Here is a 22,911-nt window from a genome sequence, read left to right as displayed (position 1 = left end):
TTTAACAATGGCTGAACGTCTGAATAACGACTTCCAGTTCATCGACGTCGGGCGCAAAGATCCGAAGAAGAAACTGTTGCGTCAACGCAAGAAAGAGTTCGTGGAAATCTACGAACCGTTCAAACCCCAGCAGTCGGCCGACCAGGCCCACCGCTGCCTGGGTTGCGGCAACCCGTATTGCGAATGGAAGTGCCCGGTGCACAACTTCATTCCGAACTGGCTGAAACTGGTGGCCGAGGGCAACATCCTCCAGGCCGCCGAGCTGTCGCACCAGACCAACACCCTGCCGGAAGTCTGCGGCCGGGTGTGCCCGCAGGATCGTCTGTGCGAGGGTGCCTGCACCCTCAACGACGGCTTCGGCGCGGTGACCATCGGTTCGGTCGAGAAGTACATCACCGACACCGCGTTCGCCATGGGCTGGCGCCCGGACATGTCCAAGGTCAAACCGACCGGCAAACGTGTTGCGATCATCGGTGCAGGCCCGGCGGGCCTCGGTTGTGCCGACGTGCTGGTGCGCGGCGGCGTGACTCCGGTGGTGTTCGACAAGAACCCGGAAATCGGCGGTCTGCTGACCTTCGGCATCCCCGAGTTCAAGCTTGAGAAGACCGTGCTGAGCAATCGTCGCGAAGTCTTCACCGGCATGGGCATCGAGTTCCGCCTCAACACCGAGGTCGGCAAGGACGTGACCATGGAGCAACTGCTCGCCGAATACGATGCCGTGTTCATGGGCATGGGCACCTACACCTACATGAAGGGCGGTTTTGCCGGTGAGGATCTGCCGGGCGTTTATGACGCGCTGGATTTCCTGATTGCCAACGTCAATCGCAACCTGGGCTTTGAAAAGTCGCCGGAAGATTTCGTCGACATGAAAGGCAAGAAGGTTGTGGTTCTGGGCGGTGGCGACACGGCGATGGACTGCAACCGCACGTCGATCCGCCAGGGCGCCAAGTCGGTAACCTGTGCTTATCGTCGTGACGAAGCGAACATGCCGGGCTCGCGCAAAGAGGTGAAGAACGCCAAGGAAGAAGGCGTGAAATTCCTCTACAACCGCCAGCCGATCGCCATCGTCGGCGAAGACAAGGTCGAAGGCGTGAAAGTGGTCGAGACCCGTCTCGGCGAACCGGACGCCCGTGGCCGTCGCAGCCCCGAGCCGATCCCGGGCTCCGAAGAGATCATCCCGGCCGACGCCGTGGTCATCGCTTTCGGTTTCCGCCCGAGCCCGGCGCCGTGGTTCGAGCAGTTCGAGATCCAGACCGACAGCCAGGGCCGCGTCGTTGCGCCTGAGCAAGGTCAGTACAAGCACCAGACCAGCAACCCGAAAATCTTCGCCGGTGGCGACATGGTGCGCGGTTCCGACCTGGTGGTGACGGCGATCTTCGAAGGCCGCAATGCGGCGGAAGGGATCCTCGACTACCTGGGCGTCTAAACCCGGTTCGAAACTGCACCGCAATACCTGTGGGAGCTGGCTTGCCAGCTCCCACATTGTTTTCAGGGTGTTGCTGAAATCCGCGAAATCATTGCGACAAATTGACCCGATAGACAAAAGGCTGACCTGCAACCGTGCCTTTTGCGTCGCGCTCTGAGAAAATGCCCGCACTTTTTTTCCGGATGCCGACATGACTGCCCTGAAGAACGACCGTTTCCTCCGCGCCCTGCTCAAGCAACCCGTAGACGTCACCCCTGTGTGGATGATGCGCCAGGCCGGCCGCTACCTGCCGGAATACCGCGCCAGCCGCGCCCAGGCCGGTGATTTCATGAGCCTGTGCATGAATCCGGAATTCGCCTGCGAAGTCACGCTGCAACCTCTCGACCGCTATCCGCAACTGGACGCGGCGATCCTGTTCTCCGACATCCTCACCATTCCCGATGCCATGGGCCAGGGCCTGTACTTCGAGACCGGTGAAGGTCCGCGCTTCAAGAAAGTCGTCAGCACCCTGGCCGACATCGAAGCCCTGCCGATCCCGGATCCGCACAAAGACCTTGGGTACGTGATGGACGCGGTCAGCACCATCCGCCGCGAACTGAACGGCCGCGTGCCGCTGATCGGTTTCTCCGGCAGCCCATGGACCCTCGCCACTTACATGGTCGAAGGCGGCTCGTCGAAAGACTTCCGCAAGACCAAGGCGATGCTCTACGACAACCCGCAAGCCATGCACCTGTTGCTGGACAAGCTGGCGCAGTCGGTGACCTCGTACCTGAACGGCCAGATCCAGGCCGGTGCGCAAGCGGTGCAGATCTTCGATACCTGGGGCGGCAACCTGTCGGCGGCGGCGTATCAGGAATTCTCCCTGGCCTACATGAAGAAAATCGTCAGCGGCCTGATCCGCGAGCACGACGGTCGCAAGGTGCCGGTGATCCTGTTCACCAAGAACGGCGGCCTGTGGCTGGAAAGCATCGCCGACGCTGGCGCCGACGCACTGGGCCTGGACTGGACCTGCGACATCGGCAACGCCCGCGCCCGCGTTGGCGACAAGGTCGCACTGCAAGGCAACATGGACCCGACCGTGCTGTACGCCAAGCCGGAAGCGATCCGCACCGAAGTCGGGCGCATCCTCGCCAGCTACGGCAAGGGTAGCGGCCACGTGTTCAACCTCGGCCACGGCATCACGCCTGAAGTCGATCCGGAACACGCTGGCGCGTTCCTGCGCGCGGTGCACGAGTTGTCGGCGCAGTACCACGAGTGATCGTGCCTCAATAAAAAACGCCCGGCTTATGCCGGGCGTTTTTTTTATGGGCGTGAATCAGGCTTTGACGCCGCCCAGCGGTGGCAACTTCGCCAGCTTCAACGCCACCAGCAGCGCCACCAGCAACAATGCGCCAATGAACAGGCCTATCCCGTTCCATCCCGCCATGTGCCAGAACACTCCGCCCGCCGTCCCGGCGATGCTCGAGCCGGCGTAATAGCTGAACAGGTACAGCGACGACGCCTGGCCCTTGGCCTTGAGCGCCCGACGGCCGATCCAGCTGCTGGCCACCGAGTGTGCGGCGAAGAAGCCGAAGGTGAAGATCAGCATGCCGATGATCACCAGAGGCAGCGGTGTAAACATCGTCAGGGCGAGGCCGGCGAACATCAGGGCGATGGTTGCCCACAGGACTTTGCGGCGGCCCAGTTTGTCGGCCAGTGAACCGATTTTTGCCGAGCTGTAGATGCCCGACAGGTAGACCACCGACAACAACCCCACAAACACCTGATCCAGGTGATACGGCTCGGCCAGCAGGCGGTAGCCGATGTAGTTGAACAACGTGACGAACGCACCCATCAGCACGAACGCCTCAAGGAACAGCAGCGGCAGGCCGGCATCGCGAAAGTGCATGGTGAAGCCGTCGAGCAGGCTGCGCGGATGCAGCGAGCGGGAGCGGAAGTTGCGCGACTCCGGCAGGACCTTCCAGAACACCGCTGCCGCAATCAGTGCCAGGCCGCCGATCACCAGCATCGCCGTGTGCCAGCTGACGAAGTCGATCAGTACGCCGGTGATCAAGCGCCCGCTCATCCCGCCAATCGCGTTGCCGCCGATGTACAGGCCCATCGCCAGACCGATGTGCTGCGGATGGATTTCCTCGCTGAGGTAAGTCATTGCAACCGCCGCCAGACCGCTCAACGACAACCCGATCAGCGCCCGCATGATCAGCACGCCGTGCCAGCTCGGCATCATCGAACTGGCGATGGTGCACAGGGCTGCGGCAAACAGTGCGGCGACCATCACCGGTTTGCGCCCGACCCGATCGGAAATCGGCCCGGTGATCAGCAGACCGAAGGCCAACATGCCGGTGGCCACCGACAGGATCAGGCTGCTCTGCGCCGCGTTGATCGAATATTCCTGGGACAGCAGCGGCATCATCGGCTGCACGCAGTACAGCAGGGCAAACGTCGCGAAGCCGCCGCTGAACAGCGCGAGCACCGTGCGCATGAACGCGGGCGTGCCTTTCTCGATGTAGATCTCTTGCAGTTCGGTCAGCACATCGTCCGCCGCAGCGGGCGGGACTTCATGGGCCAGTGGAGCGACGGCGGTTTTCACATCAGACCTCGGAGGGCGCGGGCAGCAGGCAATGAAAAAATCATATAGCTGGCTAATGTTTCTATCCAATATATTGTTCGACCTGTTTGATAGCTTTCACGACCTAATGGGGTTTCCATGGAATTGCGTCACTTGCGCTACTTCATCGCCGTCGCCGAAGAACTGCACTTCGGCCGCGCCGCACAGGTGCTGGGCATCTCCCAGCCACCGCTGAGCCAGCAGATTCAGGCGCTGGAGCAGGAAGTCGGCGCACGGCTGTTCGAGCGTACCAATCGTCGGGTCGAGCTCAGCGAGGCCGGACGATTGTTTCTGGAAGAGGCGCGGTTGGTGCTGGCCCAGGTCGACAAAGCGGCGGACGTGGCGCGGCGGGCGCAGCTCGGAGAGCTGGGGGAACTGAAGATCGGCTTCACCTCGTCGGCGCCGTTCAACTCGACCATTCCCCAGGCGATATTTTCCTTCCGCCAGCGCTTCCCGGCTGTGCACCTGAATCTGCGGGAGATGAGTAGCACCATGGTGGCCGACGCATTGGTGGACGAATCGATCGAGGTCGGCATCATGCGCCCGCTGGGTTTGCCGGATTCGCTGAGCGTGGTTGAGCTGATGCGCGAGCCATTGGTGGCCGTGCTTAGTTCCAAACATCCGCTGGCGCAGGGCTCTGAAGAGGGGCTGTTCCTCTCGGCGCTGGCCCTAGAACCGTTCGTGTTCTTCCCGCGCAGCTACGGCAGCGGTTTGTATTCCCAATTGATCAGCCTGGCCCGTGACGCCGGTTTCAGCCCGCACTTTGCACAGGAGGCGGGGGAGGCGATGACGATCATCGGCCTGGTGGCGGCGGGCCTGGGCGTGTCGGTCATGCCGGCCTCGTATCAGCGGATGCGCATCGATGGCGTGGTCTATCGGCCGCTGCTGGATTCCGAGGCGGTGACGGCGGTGTGGCTGGTGCAGCGCAAGGATCAGAAATCACCGATGGCCAAGGCGTTCGTCGAGCTGCTCACGCGCAAGGTCGAAGCCGGTTGATCAGGGCAGCCGCACCAGATCCCCCTTCAACGCCACCCGCGTCACAAACACCCCGGCCCGACATTCGTAAGTGTTCAGATCCTTGCGCACATGCTGGTCGTAGTAGCTGACGATATTGGTCACCGCGTTGGCTCCGACGCGCTTGGCCTGGGCCTGCAGCGCAATCAGATTCGACTGCAACACCCACTCGCAGGAATCGTGATCGCTCTTGTTGAAGCCGTTGGTCTTCAGATCGCTGACCACCCCGCGTTGCAACATCCGTTGAGTCCCCAGTGGTCCATTGCCGATCAGGTAGAACTTCACACTGCCATCCAGCCGCCCCGCACGAATCGCATCCGACAGCACGGTTTCGAACGGCATGTACATCAGGTTGGTGGCATGGCTGGCGCTGGGTAGCAGGCTGAAAAGGGCGGCGGCGATCAGGGCTTTTGCTTGCATGGTCATCTCCTTGACGTAACGCGCAGCAAATTACGGGTATGACGAGTGTAGACGCCGTATATCGGACAGAGAGAAGTCCATGTAGAGTGCGTGTAGCTCAACGGCTACACTTGCAGCCATGACTGAGATACTTCGAAGCTCCACATTCTCGAGCTGGCTTGTGAAGCTGGCTGATAGTCGCGCCAGGATGCGTATTCAGGTGCGAATTGATCGCATGGCTGATGGGAATTTCGGTGATGTCAAAGCCATTGGCGAAGGGATCAGCGAAGCCCGAATTGACTATGGCCCGGGATATCGGGTCTATTTCATGCAGCAAGGTCGTCAGCTGGTCATCCTCCTTTGTGGTGGAGACAAGAGCAGTCAATCTCGAGACATCAAGCAAGCCAGGCTCATAGCGGAATCCTGGCAGGAGCAAAACCCATGACCGAACAATTCACTCGTTGGGACTCAGCCGAGTACCTCAAGACAGAAGAGGACATGGCCAACTATCTGGACGCCTGTATGGAAGAGGCGGGTGACGACCCGGCTTTTATTGCCAAGGCACTTGGCACTATCGCTCGGGCGCGTGGCATGACGCAGGTTGCGCGCGATGCTGGGCTATCAAGGGAAAGTCTTTATCGCGCACTGTCAGGCGAGGTAAATCCTGAGTTTGGGACGATCCTCAAAGTCATGAAGGCGCTGGGGCTGAAGTTGCATGCCAGCACATGATCTGAACTGAAAAGGGCGCCGAAAGGCGCCCTTTGTCGTTTCTGGTGATTACTGAACCGTCGCCAGATCACCCTTCAAGGCAACGCCGGCCATGATCGCGCCCGCGTGGCACTCGTAGTTCTTCGCATCCTTGCGCTCGTTGCTCTTGTAGAAGCTGACGATGTTGGTCACGGCGTTGGCGCCGGCGTTTTTCGCGGCATGGTGCAGGCTGATGATGGCTGACTGCACGACCCATTCGCAGGCCACTTCATCGGACTTGTTGAAGGCGTTGGTCTTCTTGTTGGTCACCGCGCCGCTGCTGACCACGGTGACTTTGCCGGCCGGGGCGTTGCCCGCCAGATAGAACTTCACGCTGCCGTCGATCTTGCCGGTGCGGGTTGCCTCGGCGACCGCCTTGTCGAACGGCAGGTACACCGCTGTGTCACGGGCCTGGCTGACGGCGGGCAAGGCGCAGAGCAGCAGGGTGGCGGCCGCGAGTTTGTTCAAACGCATGGAGGTCTCCTTGACCTGAATTAATTCGGTTGCGTCCAGCGGCGGAAGATCAGCGAGGTGTTGACCCCGCCAAACGCGAAGTTGTTGTTCATCACGTAATCGTGGTGCATCTGGCGGAATTCGCCGCGCAGGTAATCGAGCTTGCCGCAGTGCGGGTCGACTTCGTCGAGGTTGAGCGTGTGCACGTACAAGTCGCGGTTGAGCATTTCGATGCTGAACCAGGACTCCAGCGCACCGCAGGCACCCAGGGTGTGGCCGAGGAAGCTCTTCTGCGAGCTGATCGGCATGCGCTCGCCGAACAGGCTGCTGGTGGCCAGGGTTTCGGCGATGTCGCCCTGCTCGGTGGCCGTGCCGTGACCGTTCACGTAACCGATGGCGTCAGGCGTCAGGCCCGCGTCTTCCAGTGCCAGCTCCATCGCACGACGCATGGTGACTTGCTCGGGACGAGTGGTGTGCTGGCCGTCGGCGTTGCTGCCGAAACCGACGATTTCGGCGTGAATGCGCGCACCGCGAGCCAGGGCGTGTTCCAGTTCTTCAAGCACCAGCATGCCGCCGCCTTCGCCGATCACCAGACCGTCGCGGCCCTTGTCATACGGACGTGGCGAAGTTTGCGGCGCATCGTTTTTCAAACTGGTGGCGTACAACGCGTCGAACACCATGGCTTCGGTCGGGCAGAGTTCTTCGGCGCCACCGGCGAGCATCAGCGGCAAACGACCGAATTTGATCGCCTCGTAGGCATAACCGACGCCCTGGCTGCCACTGGTGCAGGCGCTGGACGTCGGGATCAGGCGACCGGTGAGGCCGAAGAAGATGCTGATGTTCGCCGCCGTGGTGTGCGGCATCATCCGCACGTAGGAGTTGGCGTTGAGGCCTTCGGCCACCGAATTCAGCAGCATGTTGCCGAACGCCTTGATCTCGTCGGTGCTGCCGGTGGACGAGCCACAGGCCACGCCCATACGGCCGTCCTTGATCGTTTCGTCGCCGAGCAGGCCGGCATCGGCCAAGGCTTTTTCAGCCGCGCCGACCGCCAGACGCGAGACCCGGCCCATGCTGCGCAGTTGTTTGCGGGTCCAGTGCGCCGGCACCAGAAAATCGTCGATTGGCCCGGCCAGTCGGGTGTTGAGTTCGCTGAAGCGATCCCACTCGTCCATCCGGCGGATACCGCTGCGGTTGGCGGCGAAGTTGCCGGCGATGGTGTCCCAGTCGCTGCCCAGCGAGGTGATGCCGGCCATGCCGGTGACGACAACGCGCTTCATCAGCACAAGCCTCCGTTGACTGCCAGCACCTGGCGGGTGATGTACGACGCTTCCGCCGACATCAGGAAATTCACCGCACCGGCCACTTCTTCCGGCGTGCCCATGCGTTGTGCCGGGATCATTTTCATCAGTTCTTCCACTGGCACGTTTTCATCGAGCATGGCCGTATCGATCAGGCCGGGAGCAACACAGTTCACCGTGATTTTGCGCTTGGCCAGTTCGATCGCCAACGCCTTTGCGGCACCGATCACACCCGCTTTCGAGGCGCTGTAGTTGACCTGGCCACGGTTGCCGATCAGCCCCGAGACCGAGGTGATGCAAACGATGCGACCGGCGGCGCGGCGGCGGATCATCGGCATCATCACCGGGTGCAGGACGTTGTAGAAGCCGTCGAGGTTGGTGCGCAGCACCACGTCCCAGTCGTCATCGCTGAGGGCCGGAAACGCGCCATCGCGGGTCAGCCCGGCATTGAGCACCACGCCGTAATAGGCGCCGTGGGCTTCGACATCGGCTTCGAGGATGGCTTTGCAGGTTTCGCGGTCGGCGACGTCGAATTGCAGGATGCGCGCATGGCGACCGAGCGCTTCGACTTCGGATTTCACCGCTTGCGCCTCGGCCACGCCGCTGCGGCAATGCAGGACGATATCGTGGCCAGCCTGGGCCAGACGCAGGGCAATCGCGCGGCCGATACCGCGACTGGAGCCGGTGACCAGTACGAATTCAGTCATGGTTCGACTCCTTCAATTGTTCAAGATATTGCGCCGCGTGCGGCGGGCGGAACACGTTCAGCCGGGCGCTGGCTTCGATGCCGGGCGCATTGATGTGGCATTCGAACACGCCCATGCCGTTGTCGTCTTCCAGCGAGCGGATGCCATGGATAGTCAGTTCACAACCGACCGGAAACGCCTCGACATTGCATTCGAACTTGCGGGTGCCGAGCAGAAAGCCCAGCTCCACCGCATTGCCCTTCTGCCGTGCATGGCAGCCAGCGAATGCAGCGACGCTCTGTGCCATCAACTCGACGCCGACCCACGCCGGCAGGCTGCCGTCGGGCAGGTTGAACAAACCATCGGGTTTGACCGTCAGGGTGGTGTGGATCTGCTCGTCGTCGAAGCTCAGGATCCGGTCGATCAGAATCATGTCGCCAGCGTGGGGCAGCAATTCGGCGAGCGGCCAGTCATTCATGGGGCGTCTCCGATAATCAGGCTGACGTTATTGCCACCGAAGGCAAACGAGTTGCTCATCAGGAAGCGGGGTGCAATGGACGCCAGGCGCTCGCTCGCGGTCACCCACTTCAGCGCTGGCAGGTCCGGATCGGCCTGGCCGTCCCAGACGTGCGGCGGCAAGGCGTGGTCGGGGTTGTCGGCGCTCAGGCTCAGCCAGCAGAACGCGGCTTCCAGTGCGCCGGCAGCACCGAGGGTGTGGCCGGTCATCGGCTTGGTCGAGGAACACGCCACACCCTGCGGGAACAGCGTGGAAACGGCCAGGCTTTCCATGGCGTCGTTGTGCTGGGTGGCGGTGCCGTGCAGGTTCAGATAACTGATTTGCGTGGCTTGCAGCTGCGCGCGATCCAGCGCCTGTTGCATGGCTTGCAACGCGCCACGGCCGGACGGCTCCGGCGCGGAAATATGGTGCGCATCGGAGCTGGCGCCAGCGCCCAGCAGGGCAATGGCCGGGCCGTCGCCGCGCTGTTTGCTCATAACGAACAGCACTGCGGCCTCGCCGATGTTGATGCCGTTGCGGTTGGCCGAGAACGGATTGCAGCGCTCGTCGGACACCGCTTCCAGCGACGAGAAACCGTTGAGGGTCAGCTTGCACAGGCTGTCGACACCGCCGCACAGCACCGCGTCGCACAGCCCTAGATCCAGCAGGCGCCGGGCGCTCATCAGGGCCCGGGCGCTGGAGGTGCACGCGGTGGAAATCACGTAGGTCGGGCCGCTCAGTTGCAGCCAGTCGGCGAGGAACGTCGCCGGGGCGCCGAGTTCCTGTTGCCGATAGTCGTAATCGGCCGGGAACTGTTGTTCGCGAATGTAATGCGCCAGACCCTGGCTGGCCTCGTCGATGCCCGAAGTGCTGGTGCCGAGCACCACGCCGACGCGGTCGGGGCCATAGGTCTGAATGGCGGCGTCGATGTCGTCGCGAATCTGCAACGCGGCTTCCAGCAGCAACTGATTGTTGCGGCTCTTGTGCGCCGCCATCTGCGGCGGAACAGGCGCCAGGTCACCGTGCACTGCGGCCACCGGCAACTCGCGTTCCGGCACCCAGCCCGACTCGTGGCGCATGCCCGAGCAATCGCCGGCGAACAGGTGACTGGCGACTTCTTGCTTGTCACGGCCCAGGGCGCAGATCACGCCGAGGGCGTTGAGGTAGGCGGTCATGGCGTCGATTCACCTAAAGGAGAAACCCGATACTGCGGGCCTTGGGGCAGGTTCAATTCGAAGCTCAACGGTTGTGCATAACGGATGTCCCAACGCGCCGGCAAGGAACGTTGCCCGCCGTGTTGCTGCGCGGTGGGGTAATTGCGCGACAGTTCGCCGGACGGTGTCAGGGCGAACAGTAGCGCGGCGAACAACTCCCGGGCTTCCGGATTCGGCGGCAGCAGGCCGTCGGCCTGCCAGCGTCCGTCGATCAGTTGCTGACGGGCCTGGGGGATGCCCAGCGGATCCATCATCGACCAGCGAATGCCCGGGCCCTCGCGCTGGATCACCAGCAACCAGTCCTGACGCTGTTCGGCTTGCTGGCGCTCGATGTGCAATTGCAGCGGCAAGGGCAGCGTAGGGTTATCCACAGGCAGCGGCGCCTGGCTGGCGCAAGCGGTCAGCAGCAGGACGCAGGCGAGCAGCAGAACACGCAGCATCAGACGGCCTCTTCCAGCGGTTTGCGCGCCACGACGTTGACCAGGGTTTCTTCACGCTGGCCAAACGGCTTGGGTTTGCGCAGGCCAAAACGTTCCAGCAGACCAAAATCCTTTGAGCGGCTCCACCATAGATACGGGTAGGAAACATTCCGCTCGGCGAACTCGAATCCCTGCTGGCGAATCATCTCCAGATACTGCGCCGCACTCTTTTGCACGTGCATCGGATGGCGGAACAACCAACGGATGACCCATGTATCAATGTAAGCCTCGGTGGACTCGGCGAACAGCAGATAACCGCCCGGCTTGAGCACCCGGTAGAACTCGGCCAGGGCTTTTTCCTGCTCCACCAGATGATGGAAGGTCTGGTGACAGAACAGCAGATCGACGCTCGCATCCGGGACATTCAATGTCGCGCAGTCGCTGCCGATCAGCTCGACGGCGAAGCCCTGGCGCGCCGCTTCCTCAGCGCTCAATTCCAGGCTGTGCGGGTCGGCATCGACGCCGATCAAACGCTGTGGCGCGAAGGTCTGGCGCAGATGGCCGAAGGATTTTCCCTGACCGCAGCCTGCATCCAGCAGCACCGGATTGGCCGGCAGCGTTTCACTGAACAAGCCGCGCAAATCATTGATCGCCACGCGCAACACATGGTGCTGCCAGGTGTGGCTGCGCAGGAACCAGAAGCCGAAACGGGTTTCCTCGACGTAGCTGTCGCTCAAGTAATTCATGTGTCGTCCCTTGCACAGAGTTCGGAAATCGTCTTCAGCCGGCGGCGCGCTTCGCTGACGAACGGGTTGCGTTCGTCCCAGGCGTAGCCGGCGAGGATCGAGCAGATCATGCGACGGATTTCGGGGGAGCCTTGCTCGTGGAAAATCACGTCCTGGAAGGTGCCGGCGTACCAGCCCTCGACATAGCAGCGGAAGGTATCGACGCCGCGCTTGAGCGGTTCGGCGAACTCGCTCTGCCAATCCACGGTTTCGCCCTGCAACTGCCGGTGCAGCACGCCGGCGGCCATGCTTGCCGAGCGCATGGCGATGGTCACGCCCGAGGAGAACACCGGGTCGAGAAATTCCGCCGCGTTGCCCAGCAGCGCAAACCCCGGACCGTGCAGGGTTTTGACGTTGGCCGCATAACCGCCGAGGGTACGCGCCGGGGTATCCCACACGGCGTTGTTCAGTACCTTGGCCAGACTCGGGGTTTCGGCGATGAAACCGCGCAGGCAGGCGTCGAGGTCGGCATCGCGCCCTGCGAAATGTTCGGCTGCCGCGACCACGCCGACCGAGCAGCGACCGTTGCTGAACGGGATCGTCCAGAACCAGATGTCGCGATGCTGCGGGTGGGTGGTGACGAGGATTTTCTCGCGGTCGAAGGCCGGGTGGTCGATGTGATCTTCGACGTGGGTGAACACGGCCTGGCGCACCGGGAAATTCGACGGCGCCTCCAGGTCCAGCAAGCGTGACAGCACGCGGCCGTAGCCGCTGGCATCGAGAACGAAATCGGCTTCGACGCGATATTCGCTGCCGTCTTCGCGACGCACATCGAGTTGCGGATGCGGACGCTCGAAGTCGACGCTGACAATGGCGTCGCCATAACGGATTTCCACGCCTTGCAACGCCGCTTGATCGGCCAGCAGTTTGTCGAAGTCGGCGCGTTGTACCTGGAAGGTAGTCGGTTTGCCGCCGGTGAACGTATCGCCGAAATCGAACGCGCTGTAGCGCTCACCCCAGGCGAATGCCGCGCCGGTCTTGCGCTGGAATCCGGCGGCGTTCACCGCTTTAAGCATCCCCGCTTCTTCGACGAAATCCAGGCAATGGCTGAGCAGGCTTTCGCCGATGGAGAACCGTGGGAAATGCTGGCGCTCGATAACCAGCACGTCGTGGCCCTTGCGCTTGAGCAACGCGGCGGCGATGGCGCCGGACGGGCCGGCGCCGATGATCACGACCTGACGGGATTCCATTTCAACGATTGGCACGCGAGCTCCTGGGTACGGCAATAGGGTTCAGTGACGCCCGGTGCAGGCCGATGAAGGCCGGCAGCAGCGTCGCGATCAGGCCCATCAGCATCAGCGCAAAGTACAGCGCCGGGCTGATGAGTTGTTGTTGCAACAGCAAGTTGAGGAAGACGATTTCGCTCAAGCCGCGAATGTTCAGCAGCACACTTTCGCGCCAGCGGCTGGCGCCTTCGAACGATGCGCCGGCCCAGCCGAGGCCGAGCCAGTTGCCCACGATTTTGCTGGCGACCGGCAACAGCAGCAGTGCTGCCCATTGCGCAGGGCCGAGGCTGGCGAGGGCGCTGTGCACATCGATCTGCACGATGCCGAAGGTGAGAATCAGCGGAATCGCGATCCAGGTCTGCAAACGGTTCATCCAGCGTGCCGGCAGCGGCAGCACCAACGGCACCTTCAGCGCGGCCATGCACAGCAGATAGCCGATGCCGAAAATCAGCGCATTGAGTTTGTAGTGTTCGGCCAGCACCAACAGCGCAAAGAAACCCAGGCTGTAAGTCAGTGGCCGGCGGATACCGAACACGCGCAATAGCACTGGCACGCAGGCCAGCCCCAGCGGCAGCAGCAGACTGCTCAGGTGCAGGCTGCCCTGGGCGAGGCCGAACAGGGTCCAGCAGGTCAGGTCGATCAGGATCGCAGTCTGTACCAGACGCCGGGTGGCGGCGGGCGGATAGTCAATGTGGCGCAGGTACAGGTACAGCACCGGGATCGCGGTGATGGCGAACACCAGACCGATGGCCAGCGAGTTGATCCACGGTTGCGCCGGCAGCAGCCAGTACGCCGTCGCCAACCCGCAGGCGAACGGCACGGCAAAACTCGGCAGGGCAATTTTCACGCTCTGGCGATCCAGGCGCAGGTCGATCACGTCGCTGAGAATGTGCCCGAGCAACAGCGCGAAACTCAGACTGTAGAGATTTTTCAGCCAGCTCGGCGCAATCAGTTCGGCACCGCTGAGCTGCCAGCCCGGTTCGATCCAGACGTACATCAACAGCGGCAGCACGAAACTGGCCAGCAGCAACTGGCTGACGATCGGAATCAATCCGAAATATCGACCGACACGGGTGGCCACGGCGAACAACGCCAGCGCCATCAGCCAGAAAATCACGATCATCATGCTGCCGGCTCCGCGACTGTCACCGCATGGGCATGACGCCCGGCCCACGGCGCCAGCATGAAACTGAACGCCAGCCCCAGGCTCACCGACAACCCGAAGTTGCTCACCGCCGGCGTACTCGACACCGCCAGCAGGCCGAACGACAGCCAGGTCGTCAGCGCCGCCAACAAAGTGCCGAGCAGGCTCACGGCCGCGCCGCCAACCTGCTCGCGCATGAGAATCGCGTAATCGACGCTGATCGCCGTCACCAGCAGCAGGCCGAACAGGCTGAACAGGGTCAGCGGCTGACCGAGCCAGCCGAGGCTGGCCAGGCTGCACAGCGCCGCGAGCAGTGGCAGGGAAACAATGCGCAACGCGCCACCGAGACCGAACGGCAGGATCAGCACCAGCACGATCAGCACGCAGGAAGCGAGTTTCAGTTCGGCGGCGCTGATCTGGGTTTCGGCAAACACCCGGTTCAAGTCACCGAGGCGATCCACCAGCTCCACGCCGGGCAAATCCAGTGCCTGCACCCGCAGCAGCGCCGGATTGTTCAGGCCTTGCAGGCTGACCATCGCGGCCACACCTTCCTCGGTCGGACCGAGCCACAAGGTGCGGTAGGGCTCGCCGAGCGGGCCGACGAGTGCGGCGTCGATGTCTTCAGCGGGCAGGGCCTGCAATTGCGTCAGTTCGGTTTGTAACGCTGCCAGTGGTACGCCGACTTCAAGCAGCGGCTGCCAGAACTGCGGCAATTTGTTCAGCGCTTCGCGAACCTGTTGCTGCTGGCTCGGCGGGCTGACCAATTGGTTGAGCGCCAGATAACCCTGCAACTTGTCGAGGTTGACCAGTTGATCCAGCCGCTCGCTCAGGGCTGCCTGGCGTTCCAGCAGTTGCTGCTGGTTTTCTGCGCGCACAAGGAAGAACTGGCTGGTCGGCTGATAACCGGTGATGCGGGCGATGGTCTGCGCCTCATCGGTCAGGTGCTGCGGCGCGCCGACCCATTGGCGGATGTCGTTCTTGCTTTGCAGTTGCACCAGGCCGCCGGCGCAGAACGCGATCAGCAGTGCCGCCAGAATCGGTGTGCGCACGTGTTCCAGCAGCGTTTCCCGAAGACTGACCATGCGCTCGGCCAGACGCAGCGGCCACTGCGCCGGGCGCAACTCGACGTTGCTCAACAGCGCCGGCAGCAGGCACACCGCGGACAGGTAAGCGCCGAGCAGACCAGCAGCGGAGAACACGGCGATCTGGGTCAGGGCCGGGAACGGTGTCCAGGCCAGCGCCAGATAGCCGATGGCGCTGGTGATCAGGCTCAGGGTCAGGCCCGACACGGTCAGGCGCAAGGCCGGCCAGCTGCGCCACGGTTTGAGGCTCCAGCTCTTGGACAGATAGTGCAGCGGGTAATCCACCGCGACGCCGATCAGGCTCGAACCGAGCACCAGCGTCATGACATGCAGGTGCCCGAACAACGCCACGCAAGCCACCGCGCCGAACAGCATGCCTACCAGCACCGGAATGAACGCCAGCAACACCCGCCAGCGGCGAAAGGCGAGCAACAGCAACAACAGAATGCCGAGGGTGGCGCCGCCACCAACCCAGGAAATTTCCCGCGAGGCTTGTTGTTGACCATTGGCCGCGTAGAGCAATCCGCTGGCGGCCAGCAGTTGCACATCGGATTTCGCCGCTTGCTCGCGGCTGTGTTGCAGCAGCGCGGCGACTTGCAGCGGCAGGTTCATGTCGAAGGCGTTGCCGGTGGTGCGCGCGCGCAACAGTACCCAGCTCTTGCCGTCGGCATCGGCAATCAGCGCGCCGCTGCCGATGTCCAGTTGTACCGCGCCGTGCTGCGGCTGGTTGTTCTGGATGCGTCCGGTCAGGCCCAGCCAGTCGTCCTGGCTCGGCACCAGACTGAAACCGGTGAACGGATCGAACAGCGCCTGCACCCGTTGCTGGATGAAGGCGTCCGGGTGTTCGATCAGCAACTGTCGATCATCGGCCGAGAGCATCGCCAGTCGCCCTTGCAGCAATTGCGTGCGCAATGCGGGCAGATCGGCCTGCAGGTTCCACTGCACTTTTTCGAACAGTCCGCTGGCCTGCCATTGCTCGCCCAAAGTCTGGGCCATGGCCACGGCTTGCTGGCGATCGGTGTGCCCGACCAGCACCAGCATTTCCCGATTGAGCGGTTCCTGCATGCGTTGTTCGGCGCGCTGTTCGACGGCGTCCGGGTGGGTGCCGGGCACCAGCTCCATCAGGTTCGCCGACAGCGGTGCGCCGTTGCGCCACTGCCAGGCGCCCAGTGCGACGACGGCCAGCAGCAGGATCAGGAACAGCCAGGGCAGCCTGCGTTCACTCGGCAAAGTCATGTTGCTCCGCGTCGCTCAACGGTTGGCCGGCGGTGCTGTCCTGCATGCGCAGCACAGTGCTGTCGCCCTGGGTTTCCAGCAGTTCGATGGTACTCACCAGTGTGCCGCCGGTGATATTGATCTGGTTGAACACTTGCTTGAGCAGCACCGAACGCGGGGTGAGCGTCAGTTGCCACTTTTGTGCGTCGCCGTTCAGGGCCAGTTCGAAATCCCGTTGCAGGCCGCTGCTGTCGCCTTGCAGCACGGCGAGGAACAAACGGTTCTGTTCGGCGCCGGCGCTCTTGCCGGGCAACAGTTGCCAACCGTTGAGGTCACGACGGGCAATGCCTTTGGCGCTGATGCGGTAGTCCTGCTGCAGCGGGGACTTCAGCAGCCAGAGCAGGCCGTGGTTTTTGGCGAGGACAAAGCTGCCCTTGCTGATCAGCGGCTGGGGCAGGGCGCGCAGGTGCTTTTCCTGGATGAACAGGCCGTGGATCACGTCCGGTTTCGCCAGTTGATCGCTCAACTGTTGCAGGTCGAAGGCGTTGGCCAGCGACGACAGCCCCAGCAACGCCATGGCCCCGAGGGATTTCAGAAACACATTCATCGCAGCATCCTTTCCACGGCATCGGTGAAGACCTTCGGCGACGCCAGTTGCATCTCGCGGCTGCTCACCTCGACGGCGACCTGCACCGAGCTTGCGCGGGTCAGGCGTTCGCCGGTCTGGGCGTCGGTGATCAGGTAGTGAATCTTCAGGCGGTTTTCCCATTCCACCAGGCTGGCGCGCACGTTCAGCCGCTGACCGAACACCGCGCCGCGCACGTAGCGCAATTGCAGGTCGATCACCGGCCAGGCGTAGCCCGAGTCGACCATCTGGTTGTAGTTGTGGCCGATCTTGTCGAGCAACGCGCAGCGCGCCACTTCCAGGTATTTCACGTAATGGCCGTGCCAGACGACGTGCATGGTGTCGACGTCAAAGAACGGCACGAGGATTTCCGTATCGGCGTGAAGCACTCCGGCGCTACGCATGCAGCCTCCAGTGTTGTTCGGCGATGCGTTGCAGGCACAGGCGCAGTTCGCCTTCCAGAGCGCGGTCTTCGATCACCGGCGGGAAGTCCTGGGCCAGTTGCTCGTGCATGGCGGCCAGCGACGGCGGCAGTGGTCGCGCGTCCTCATCACGGCTGCGCAGCCACACGCCCTGATTGGCCGCGAGCAGCGTGGCGGCGGCGACCTGTTCGGTCAGCTCCAGCACACGAATGGCGTCGCGGGCGGCGATGGTGCCCATGCTCACCTTGTCCTGGTTGTGGCATTCGGTGGAGCGCGAGAAGACGCTGGCCGGCATGGTGTTTTTCAACGCTTCGGCAGTCCAGGCGCTGGCGCCGATCTGCACAGCCTTGAAGCCGTGGTTGAGCATCGCCCGATCCGCGCTGGCGCCGGACAGGTTGCTCGGCAAACCGTGGTTGTAACGCTCGTCCACCAGCAGCGCGAGTTGTCGGTCGAGCAGGTCGGCGACGTTGGCCACGAGGTTTTTCAGGCTGTCCATGGCGAACGCGATATGCCCGCCGTAGAAGTGCCCGCCGTGCAGCACGCGCTCGGCTTCGGCGTCGATGATCGGGTTGTCGTTGGCGCTGTTGAGTTCGGTCTCGATGAACGAGCGCAGCCAGTTCAGGCTGTCGGCCAGCACGCCGAGCACATGCGGAGCGCAACGCAGCGAGTAGCGATCCTGCAGGCGATGCAGCGGCGCGGTCGGCGCGTCGATCGCCAGATCCTTGCGCAGCCACGCGGCAACCTGCATCTGACCCGGATGTGGCTTGGCGGCGAACAGGCGCTCGTCGAAGTGCTCCGGATTGCCTTGCAGCGCCACCACGTTCAACGCGGTGATGCGGGTGGCCAGTTGCAGCAGGTAATCGGCGCGGGCATAGGCCAGGCAGGCAAGACCGGTCATCACGGCGGTGCCGTTCATCAGTGCCAGCGCTTCTTTCGGGCGCAGCACCAGTGGCGTCCAGCCGAGTTCGCGATGCACATCGGCGGACTGGCGGCGTTCGCCACGGAACATCACTTCACGCTCGCCGGACAGGGTCGCGGCGACGTAGGACAGCGGCGTCAGATCGCCGCTGGCGCCCACCGAACCCTCTTCGGGGATCAGCGGCAGGATGTCGTGTTCGAGGAAGGCATGCAGACGTTCCAGCAGTTCGATGCGCACCCCGGACACGCCGTGGCACAGCGACTGCAAACGCGCCGCCAGCACCGCGCGGGTGGCCTGGGCGTCGAGCAGTTTGCCCAGTCCGCAGCCGTGGAAGGTGTAAAGATGACGCGGCAGCGCCTCGACGTGATGCAGCGGCACCGCGACCACGCAGGAGTCGCCGTAACCGGTGGTCACGCCGTAGATCACGCCTTCCTTGTCCAGCAGCGAATCGAGGAAGCGCGCGCCTTTGGCGATGCGTTCGCGGTAGTAGGCGTCGCTCTGCAACTGCACGGGCGCCTGACGGTTGGCCAGGGCCAGCACGTCTTCGATGCGCAAAGGGCGTTCGCCGAAGGTTACCGGCTCATGGGTTGGCGTCGTCATCGGTCTTCCAGAAAGGGTAAAAGTTGAACCATTGCTTGGGGGCTTCGAGGCAATAGTGACTCAGGCGTTCGGCATAGCGGGTCGCCCACTGATGAATGACCTGTTCGCGCTCGCGGCGCGTCCACGTCACGGCATCGGCGAACGGTTCGAGGGTCAGGCGATAGTGTCCGTCAGGTTGCTTGAGGCACATCAGCAGATTGACTGGGCATTTCAGCAAGCCGGCCAGCAGCCACGGGCCTTGCGGAAATCGCGCCGGATGGCCGAGGAAGTCCACGGTTACGCTGCGCCCGCCGTGCAGCGGTACACGGTCGCCGGCAATCGCCAGCCATTCGCCGCGCTCCAGGCGTTCGTGCAGTTGCAGCATGATCACCGGGTCCAGCTCGCTGACCTGGATCAGTCGCAGATTGGTCGCCCCGGCCTCGCCCAGCAAGCGATTGAATTGTTCGGCGTGCTTGGTGTGCACCAGAACGTTCATGGTGACCTTTTCGCCGATCTCCGCCAGCGCCCGGCACACTTCGAGGTTGCCCAGATGCGCGCCCACCAGCATTTGCCCGCGACTGCCGCGCAACTGATCGCGCAACAGCGCCGGGTCGATGATTTCGATCTGCTCGATGCGCAGCTTGCGGTTCCACACGTCGAGCTTGTCGAGCAGCGAATCGGCGAACGCCATGAACTGGCCGAACACCCGCCACAGGCTTGGGCGCAATTCGTGTCGGCCGCTCCAGTCGGCGAGGCGTTGCTGATACTGCCAGGCACTGCGCCGGGCTGTGCGGCCGAACAGGAAAAAGTACAGGACGATGCCGTACAGCAACGGGCTCAGCAGGCGTCGGCCAAGAACCTTGGCGGCGAACGCGGTAAATTTCATCAGCAGAAAGCTGCCGCGCTCTTCGCGGTCGGCCCAGTGCTTCTTGTCGGTCTCGACCGTCATGCGCGCCACCGTCGCCAGAGGATGGCGGGCGAGCGCAGCAACATGCCGAAGAACAGGCGCGTGTGCATGCTCGAAATCAACACGTTGTCGTGGAACATCCTAAAGTGCGACACGCCGTCCAGCGGGTAGTGCACGCTGGTTTGCAGCCAGCGCATTGGCTGGTTGCGCCATGACAGGCGCACGAGGATGTCCGAGTCGAAATCCATGCGCTTGCCGATCCGCGCCGAGTCGATCAGTGCCAGTGTCGGCTCCAGCGGATAGACACGGAAACCGCACATCGAATCACGGATCTGCAGCGACAGGCTGTTGATCCACACCATCACGTGAGTGAGGTAACGGGCGTACAGGCGCCCCTTGGGCACGCTGGCGTCATAGAGCGGATAACCGCAGATCAGCGCACGCGGATGGGCGCGGGATTCTTCGACGAAGCGGCTGACGTCCTGCAAGTCGTGCTGACCGTCGGCATCGACCTGCAAGGCATGAGTGAAACCCAGTCGCGCGGCTTCACGCAGTCCGGTCATCACCGCACCGCCCTTGCCCTGATTGGTGGTGAGTCGCACCAGATACACCCGCTCGCATTCGGCCAGAACATCCAGCACGGCTGCGCAGGATTTGCTGCTGGCGTCGTCCACCAGAATGCACGGCAAGCCTTGGGCGAGCAGGGCCTCGACCACCGTGGTGATCGCGGTTTCGTGGTTGTAGACCGGGATGACCGCGCAAGGGTTATGCATCGCCAGCCCCCAGCAGAATCCGGCCGCTGGAGCAGGTCGCGGTGTCGTTGCGATAGGCGAAATACAGCTTGCCGCGTTCGGCGTCGAAGCGCAGGTGCAACTGGATTTCATCGCCGGGGCGCACCAGTTGCTGGAACTTCAGCACTTCCATCCCGGCGAATGCACCGGACAGGTTTAACAGGTGCCGACCGAGGTTCAACGCCCATTCGACCTGCACCACACCGGGCAATACCGGGGCCTTGGGGAAGTGACCGCTGAAGTAGGCAAGATCCGGCGGCACGCTCAGTTGCAGGCTCCATTCGCCCTCGGTTTCGGTCTGCTCCAGAACTTCCGGTGCCTTCGGACGCGGTGCCAGCAGCAAGGCTTCGACGTCAGCCTGAGGCAACTTGCCTTGAGTGTTCAGCGGCAGTTGTCGCAGCAAGCGCCAGCGCCGGGGCAGGGCGAGGGCTTCGCAATGCTCGCCGAGGTGACGGCGCAGGGTTTCGGTGAGGCTGCGCCGGCCGTGTTCGCGCAGGGCAAACAGACCGGATTCGCTGAGCACCAGCAAGGCACCGAGAGACGCACGGTTTTCCTGCACCACACCGAGTCGCGCTTCGGCGACCCAGTCGTGGGCGACCAAGGCCTGCTCCAGCATCGGCAGGGAGATACGCTTTTCTTCCAGTTTGACGATCCGGTCCAGTCGCCCCAGCAGTTCGAAACGACCATCGGCCTCGATGCGCGCGGCATCGGCGGTGTGTTCGATATGTCCGGAGGGCAAATACGGCGAGGCGATCAGCAACGCGCCGTCGCCGTCCTGGCTCAGCTCGACCCCGGCGAACGGCTGCCACAGCGACTCGCCCTGACGCCAGGCGATACCGCCGGTCTCCGAGCTGCCGAGGATTTCCGTCGGCCACTGTTGCAAACGCTGGTGCAGGCTTTGCGCGGCATCCGCCGGCAACGCACCACCGGAGGAAAACACCCGGCGCACGGCGCTCAGGGCCGGCCAGTCGAGGTTGTCGCCCATGCGCTTGAGCAGCGCCGGGCTGGCGACCCAGGCGAAGGCCGGGTGCTCGCGACTGGCGCGCTGCATGTCTTCGGGAAAGGCCAGTTGCTTGCGCAGAAACGGGCGTCCGGCACACAGCGGCCACAGCACACGGAACAGCAGACCGTAAATGTGTTGGGTGGCGACGCTGCCGATGATGCAGGCCTCACCGAGATCCACGCCCCACAGTTGCTCGAGGGCTTCGACTTCGTTGGCCAGTTGCCGCAGGGATTTGTCGATGCGCTTGGGTTCGCCGCTGGAGCCGGAGGTGCACAGGCTCAGGCGGCACTGGTCGAGATCCAGTTCGGCGCCGGTCAGTGCGGTGTGCTGCCAATCGCTCAGGTGCGCGTCGTCCGCGTGATCGGTCAGCCACAGGTCGACTTCATGCGACCAGCGCTGGCGAGTCTGTGCTTGCAGATCCGAAGGCAGCAATACGCTGACGCCGGCGCGCCAGGCACCGAGCAGGGCGACGGCCAGTTCTGCGGCATCTTCCAGGTGCACGGCCATTCGCTGCACACCTTTGGCTTGCAGGCCGGCAGCCAGGCTCAGGGCCTGTTCGCGCAGGTGTGCGTGATCGAGTGCCGGCGCGACGGTGATGGCGCGCTGCGGCAGATCCTTGAGCAACAGTTGCTCAAGTTTTATCCAGTTCATGGGCGACCTCTTACCCGTTGTCGTATCAGCCATTCAATGGCAAACATCAGGCCGATCAATCCGTAGGAGATCAGGCCGGTGTACAACATCCACCAGTGCAGCGGCGCCCAAAGGGTCAGCAGGGCCGCGCACAAGCCGTTACAGAAAAAGAACACGCTCCAGGCCACGGTGACCTGGCGGGTGTAGCGGATCGCTTCGGGTGGCAGCTGCGGTTCACGCAAGCGCGCCAGGCGCTCGACCATCGGCGGGCCGTATTTCAGGCTCAGGCTGAACAGCATCAACATGAAGCCGCTGATCAGCACCGGGTACCAGCGCAGTAACAGCGGGCTGTCGAACAGCGCCAGCAGCAGGCAGAACACGATCGCCACGCAGGCCATCCACAGGCTGCCGGGCTTGCGCTCGCCGGTCAGCGCACGGGCCAGCCACAGGCTGCCCAGCAGCAGGCCGAACTGCCACGGAGCAAAGTGCTCCATGCCGAAATACACCGCAAAGGGGTACAACAGGCCCGCCAGCAGCAGGCCGAGGCCGATCAGTCGGCTCATGCGGCCGGTTGAACCAGACGGTAGACCGCCTCGACCACGTCGCCGACGGTGCGCACCGACTTGAATTCCTCGGCGGCGATTTTCTTGCCGGTCTGACGCTTGATGTGGTCGATCAGGTCGACCGCGTCGATGCTGTCGATTTCCAGGTCCTGATACAGGTTCGATTCCAGGCTCACACGGGCCGGGTCCAGTTCGAACAGCTCGACCAGGGCATCGCGCAGGGTGTTGAAAATGTCGTCACGAGTTTGCATGGTCCGGTC

The 22,911-nt window shown here is 63.1% G+C and carries 25 protein-coding genes; 5 read left to right on the top strand and 20 right to left on the bottom strand.

All coding sequences use genetic code 11. The features are described from left to right. Positions 1-7 precede the first annotated feature (7 nt). Together AC1RR7_RS12750 and hemE are read left to right on the top strand one after the other, a co-directional pair. On the top strand, positions 8-1,426 hold the full coding sequence (locus AC1RR7_RS12750; RefSeq protein WP_007909438.1) for an FAD-dependent oxidoreductase: 1,419 nt from the start codon (positions 8-10) through the stop codon (positions 1,424-1,426). 190 nt (positions 1,427-1,616) lie between these two features. Then, positions 1,617-2,684 carry a uroporphyrinogen decarboxylase gene (gene hemE, locus AC1RR7_RS12745; RefSeq protein ID WP_007952372.1) on the top strand — a complete coding sequence of 356 codons (1,068 nt, stop codon included), beginning with the start codon at positions 1,617-1,619 and terminating at the stop codon, positions 2,682-2,684. A gap of 57 nt (positions 2,685-2,741) precedes the next feature. Here the strand turns inward: hemE and AC1RR7_RS12740 are convergent, their stop codons facing one another. Next, entirely contained in the window at positions 2,742-4,016 is a 1,275-nt protein-coding gene (locus tag AC1RR7_RS12740; RefSeq protein WP_493157605.1) for an MFS transporter, read from the bottom strand. A gap of 117 nt (positions 4,017-4,133) precedes the next feature. On the opposite strand from AC1RR7_RS12740, the gene AC1RR7_RS12735 reads away from it, so the two are divergent. Beyond that, entirely contained in the window at positions 4,134-5,030 is an 897-nt protein-coding gene (locus AC1RR7_RS12735) for a LysR family transcriptional regulator (RefSeq protein WP_493157603.1), read from the top strand. Here AC1RR7_RS12735 and AC1RR7_RS12730 read toward each other — a convergent pair whose 3' ends face one another. Further along, positions 5,031-5,468, bottom strand: a complete 438-nt coding sequence (locus tag AC1RR7_RS12730; protein ID WP_096819910.1) for an excinuclease — start codon at positions 5,466-5,468, stop codon at positions 5,031-5,033. Positions 5,469-5,586: 118 nt separating this feature from the next. On the opposite strand from AC1RR7_RS12730, the gene AC1RR7_RS12725 reads away from it, so the two are divergent. Both AC1RR7_RS12725 and AC1RR7_RS12720 read left to right on the top strand, forming a co-directional pair. Next, a complete protein-coding gene (locus AC1RR7_RS12725) occupies positions 5,587-5,892 on the top strand; it encodes a type II toxin-antitoxin system RelE/ParE family toxin (RefSeq protein WP_102620197.1) in 306 nt (101 codons plus the stop codon). Then, positions 5,889-6,176: an addiction module antidote protein gene (locus AC1RR7_RS12720; protein WP_011332089.1), complete on the top strand. Its 288-nt coding sequence runs from the start codon at positions 5,889-5,891 to the stop codon at positions 6,174-6,176. Before AC1RR7_RS12725 ends, AC1RR7_RS12720 begins: the two co-directional genes overlap by 4 nt. A 48-nt stretch (positions 6,177-6,224) precedes the next feature. On the opposite strand, the gene AC1RR7_RS12715 is transcribed toward AC1RR7_RS12720, so the two are convergent. The 18 genes from AC1RR7_RS12715 to AC1RR7_RS12630 are packed head-to-tail and all read right to left on the bottom strand — an operon-like array spanning position 6,225 to position 22,902. Next, the gene (locus tag AC1RR7_RS12715; RefSeq protein WP_493157601.1) at positions 6,225-6,668 is read right to left on the bottom strand and encodes an excinuclease; all 444 of its coding nucleotides are present in this window, start codon (positions 6,666-6,668) and stop codon (positions 6,225-6,227) included. Positions 6,669-6,688: 20 nt separating this feature from the next. Continuing rightward, on the bottom strand, positions 6,689-7,924 hold the full coding sequence (locus AC1RR7_RS12710) for a beta-ketoacyl-ACP synthase (RefSeq protein WP_493157599.1): 1,236 nt from the start codon (positions 7,922-7,924) through the stop codon (positions 6,689-6,691). Continuing rightward, positions 7,924-8,652 (bottom strand): 3-oxoacyl-ACP reductase FabG, encoded by a 729-nt coding sequence (gene fabG, locus AC1RR7_RS12705; protein ID WP_192559579.1) that lies wholly within the window; start codon positions 8,650-8,652, stop codon positions 7,924-7,926. The genes AC1RR7_RS12710 and fabG overlap by 1 nt, the downstream gene beginning before the upstream one ends. Beyond that, positions 8,645-9,109 carry a hotdog family protein gene (locus AC1RR7_RS12700; protein WP_493157597.1) on the bottom strand — a complete coding sequence of 155 codons (465 nt, stop codon included), beginning with the start codon at positions 9,107-9,109 and terminating at the stop codon, positions 8,645-8,647. The genes fabG and AC1RR7_RS12700 overlap by 8 nt, the downstream gene beginning before the upstream one ends. After that, a complete protein-coding gene (locus AC1RR7_RS12695; RefSeq protein ID WP_493157595.1) occupies positions 9,106-10,302 on the bottom strand; it encodes a beta-ketoacyl-[acyl-carrier-protein] synthase family protein in 1,197 nt (398 codons plus the stop codon). Before AC1RR7_RS12695 ends, AC1RR7_RS12700 begins: the two co-directional genes overlap by 4 nt. Beyond that, positions 10,299-10,781, bottom strand: coding sequence for a hypothetical protein (locus AC1RR7_RS12690; RefSeq protein WP_096819905.1), 483 nt, complete (start codon positions 10,779-10,781; stop codon positions 10,299-10,301). Before AC1RR7_RS12690 ends, AC1RR7_RS12695 begins: the two co-directional genes overlap by 4 nt. Continuing rightward, complete coding sequence (locus AC1RR7_RS12685; protein WP_493157593.1) at positions 10,781-11,506, bottom strand: class I SAM-dependent methyltransferase; 726 nt, start codon at positions 11,504-11,506, stop codon at positions 10,781-10,783. The genes AC1RR7_RS12690 and AC1RR7_RS12685 overlap by 1 nt, the downstream gene beginning before the upstream one ends. Further along, on the bottom strand, positions 11,503-12,750 hold the full coding sequence (locus AC1RR7_RS12680; RefSeq protein WP_493157591.1) for an NAD(P)/FAD-dependent oxidoreductase: 1,248 nt from the start codon (positions 12,748-12,750) through the stop codon (positions 11,503-11,505). The genes AC1RR7_RS12685 and AC1RR7_RS12680 overlap by 4 nt, the downstream gene beginning before the upstream one ends. Further along, positions 12,737-13,897 (bottom strand): cation:proton antiporter, encoded by a 1,161-nt coding sequence (locus AC1RR7_RS12675; protein WP_493157589.1) that lies wholly within the window; start codon positions 13,895-13,897, stop codon positions 12,737-12,739. Before AC1RR7_RS12675 ends, AC1RR7_RS12680 begins: the two co-directional genes overlap by 14 nt. Beyond that, positions 13,894-16,233, bottom strand: a complete 2,340-nt coding sequence (locus AC1RR7_RS12670) for an MMPL family transporter (RefSeq protein ID WP_493157587.1) — start codon at positions 16,231-16,233, stop codon at positions 13,894-13,896. Before AC1RR7_RS12670 ends, AC1RR7_RS12675 begins: the two co-directional genes overlap by 4 nt. Then, positions 16,217-16,819, bottom strand: a complete 603-nt coding sequence (locus tag AC1RR7_RS12665) for an outer membrane lipoprotein carrier protein LolA (protein WP_493157584.1) — start codon at positions 16,817-16,819, stop codon at positions 16,217-16,219. Before AC1RR7_RS12665 ends, AC1RR7_RS12670 begins: the two co-directional genes overlap by 17 nt. Further along, the gene (locus AC1RR7_RS12660) at positions 16,816-17,241 is read right to left on the bottom strand and encodes an acyl-CoA thioesterase (RefSeq protein ID WP_011332100.1); all 426 of its coding nucleotides are present in this window, start codon (positions 17,239-17,241) and stop codon (positions 16,816-16,818) included. The genes AC1RR7_RS12665 and AC1RR7_RS12660 overlap by 4 nt, the downstream gene beginning before the upstream one ends. Next, positions 17,234-18,778, bottom strand: a complete 1,545-nt coding sequence (locus tag AC1RR7_RS12655; RefSeq protein ID WP_493157582.1) for an HAL/PAL/TAL family ammonia-lyase — start codon at positions 18,776-18,778, stop codon at positions 17,234-17,236. Before AC1RR7_RS12655 ends, AC1RR7_RS12660 begins: the two co-directional genes overlap by 8 nt. Then, positions 18,759-19,706, bottom strand: a complete 948-nt coding sequence (locus AC1RR7_RS12650) for a lysophospholipid acyltransferase family protein (protein WP_493091262.1) — start codon at positions 19,704-19,706, stop codon at positions 18,759-18,761. Before AC1RR7_RS12650 ends, AC1RR7_RS12655 begins: the two co-directional genes overlap by 20 nt. Continuing rightward, on the bottom strand, positions 19,703-20,437 hold the full coding sequence (locus tag AC1RR7_RS12645) for a glycosyltransferase family 2 protein (RefSeq protein ID WP_493157580.1): 735 nt from the start codon (positions 20,435-20,437) through the stop codon (positions 19,703-19,705). Before AC1RR7_RS12645 ends, AC1RR7_RS12650 begins: the two co-directional genes overlap by 4 nt. Next, positions 20,430-22,109 carry an ApeI family dehydratase gene (locus tag AC1RR7_RS12640; protein ID WP_493157578.1) on the bottom strand — a complete coding sequence of 560 codons (1,680 nt, stop codon included), beginning with the start codon at positions 22,107-22,109 and terminating at the stop codon, positions 20,430-20,432. The genes AC1RR7_RS12645 and AC1RR7_RS12640 overlap by 8 nt, the downstream gene beginning before the upstream one ends. After that, positions 22,106-22,651 carry a COG4648 family protein gene (locus AC1RR7_RS12635; protein WP_096819894.1) on the bottom strand — a complete coding sequence of 182 codons (546 nt, stop codon included), beginning with the start codon at positions 22,649-22,651 and terminating at the stop codon, positions 22,106-22,108. The genes AC1RR7_RS12640 and AC1RR7_RS12635 overlap by 4 nt, the downstream gene beginning before the upstream one ends. Then, positions 22,648-22,902, bottom strand: coding sequence for an acyl carrier protein (locus AC1RR7_RS12630; protein WP_007909503.1), 255 nt, complete (start codon positions 22,900-22,902; stop codon positions 22,648-22,650). Before AC1RR7_RS12630 ends, AC1RR7_RS12635 begins: the two co-directional genes overlap by 4 nt. Positions 22,903-22,911: the final 9 nt, after the last annotated feature.

This window comes from Pseudomonas sp. GW821-FHT11G12, assembly GCF_058808055.1.
The sequence above is the reverse complement of the archived record's forward strand: the minus strand, read 5'-3'. Positions and strand labels throughout refer to the sequence as shown.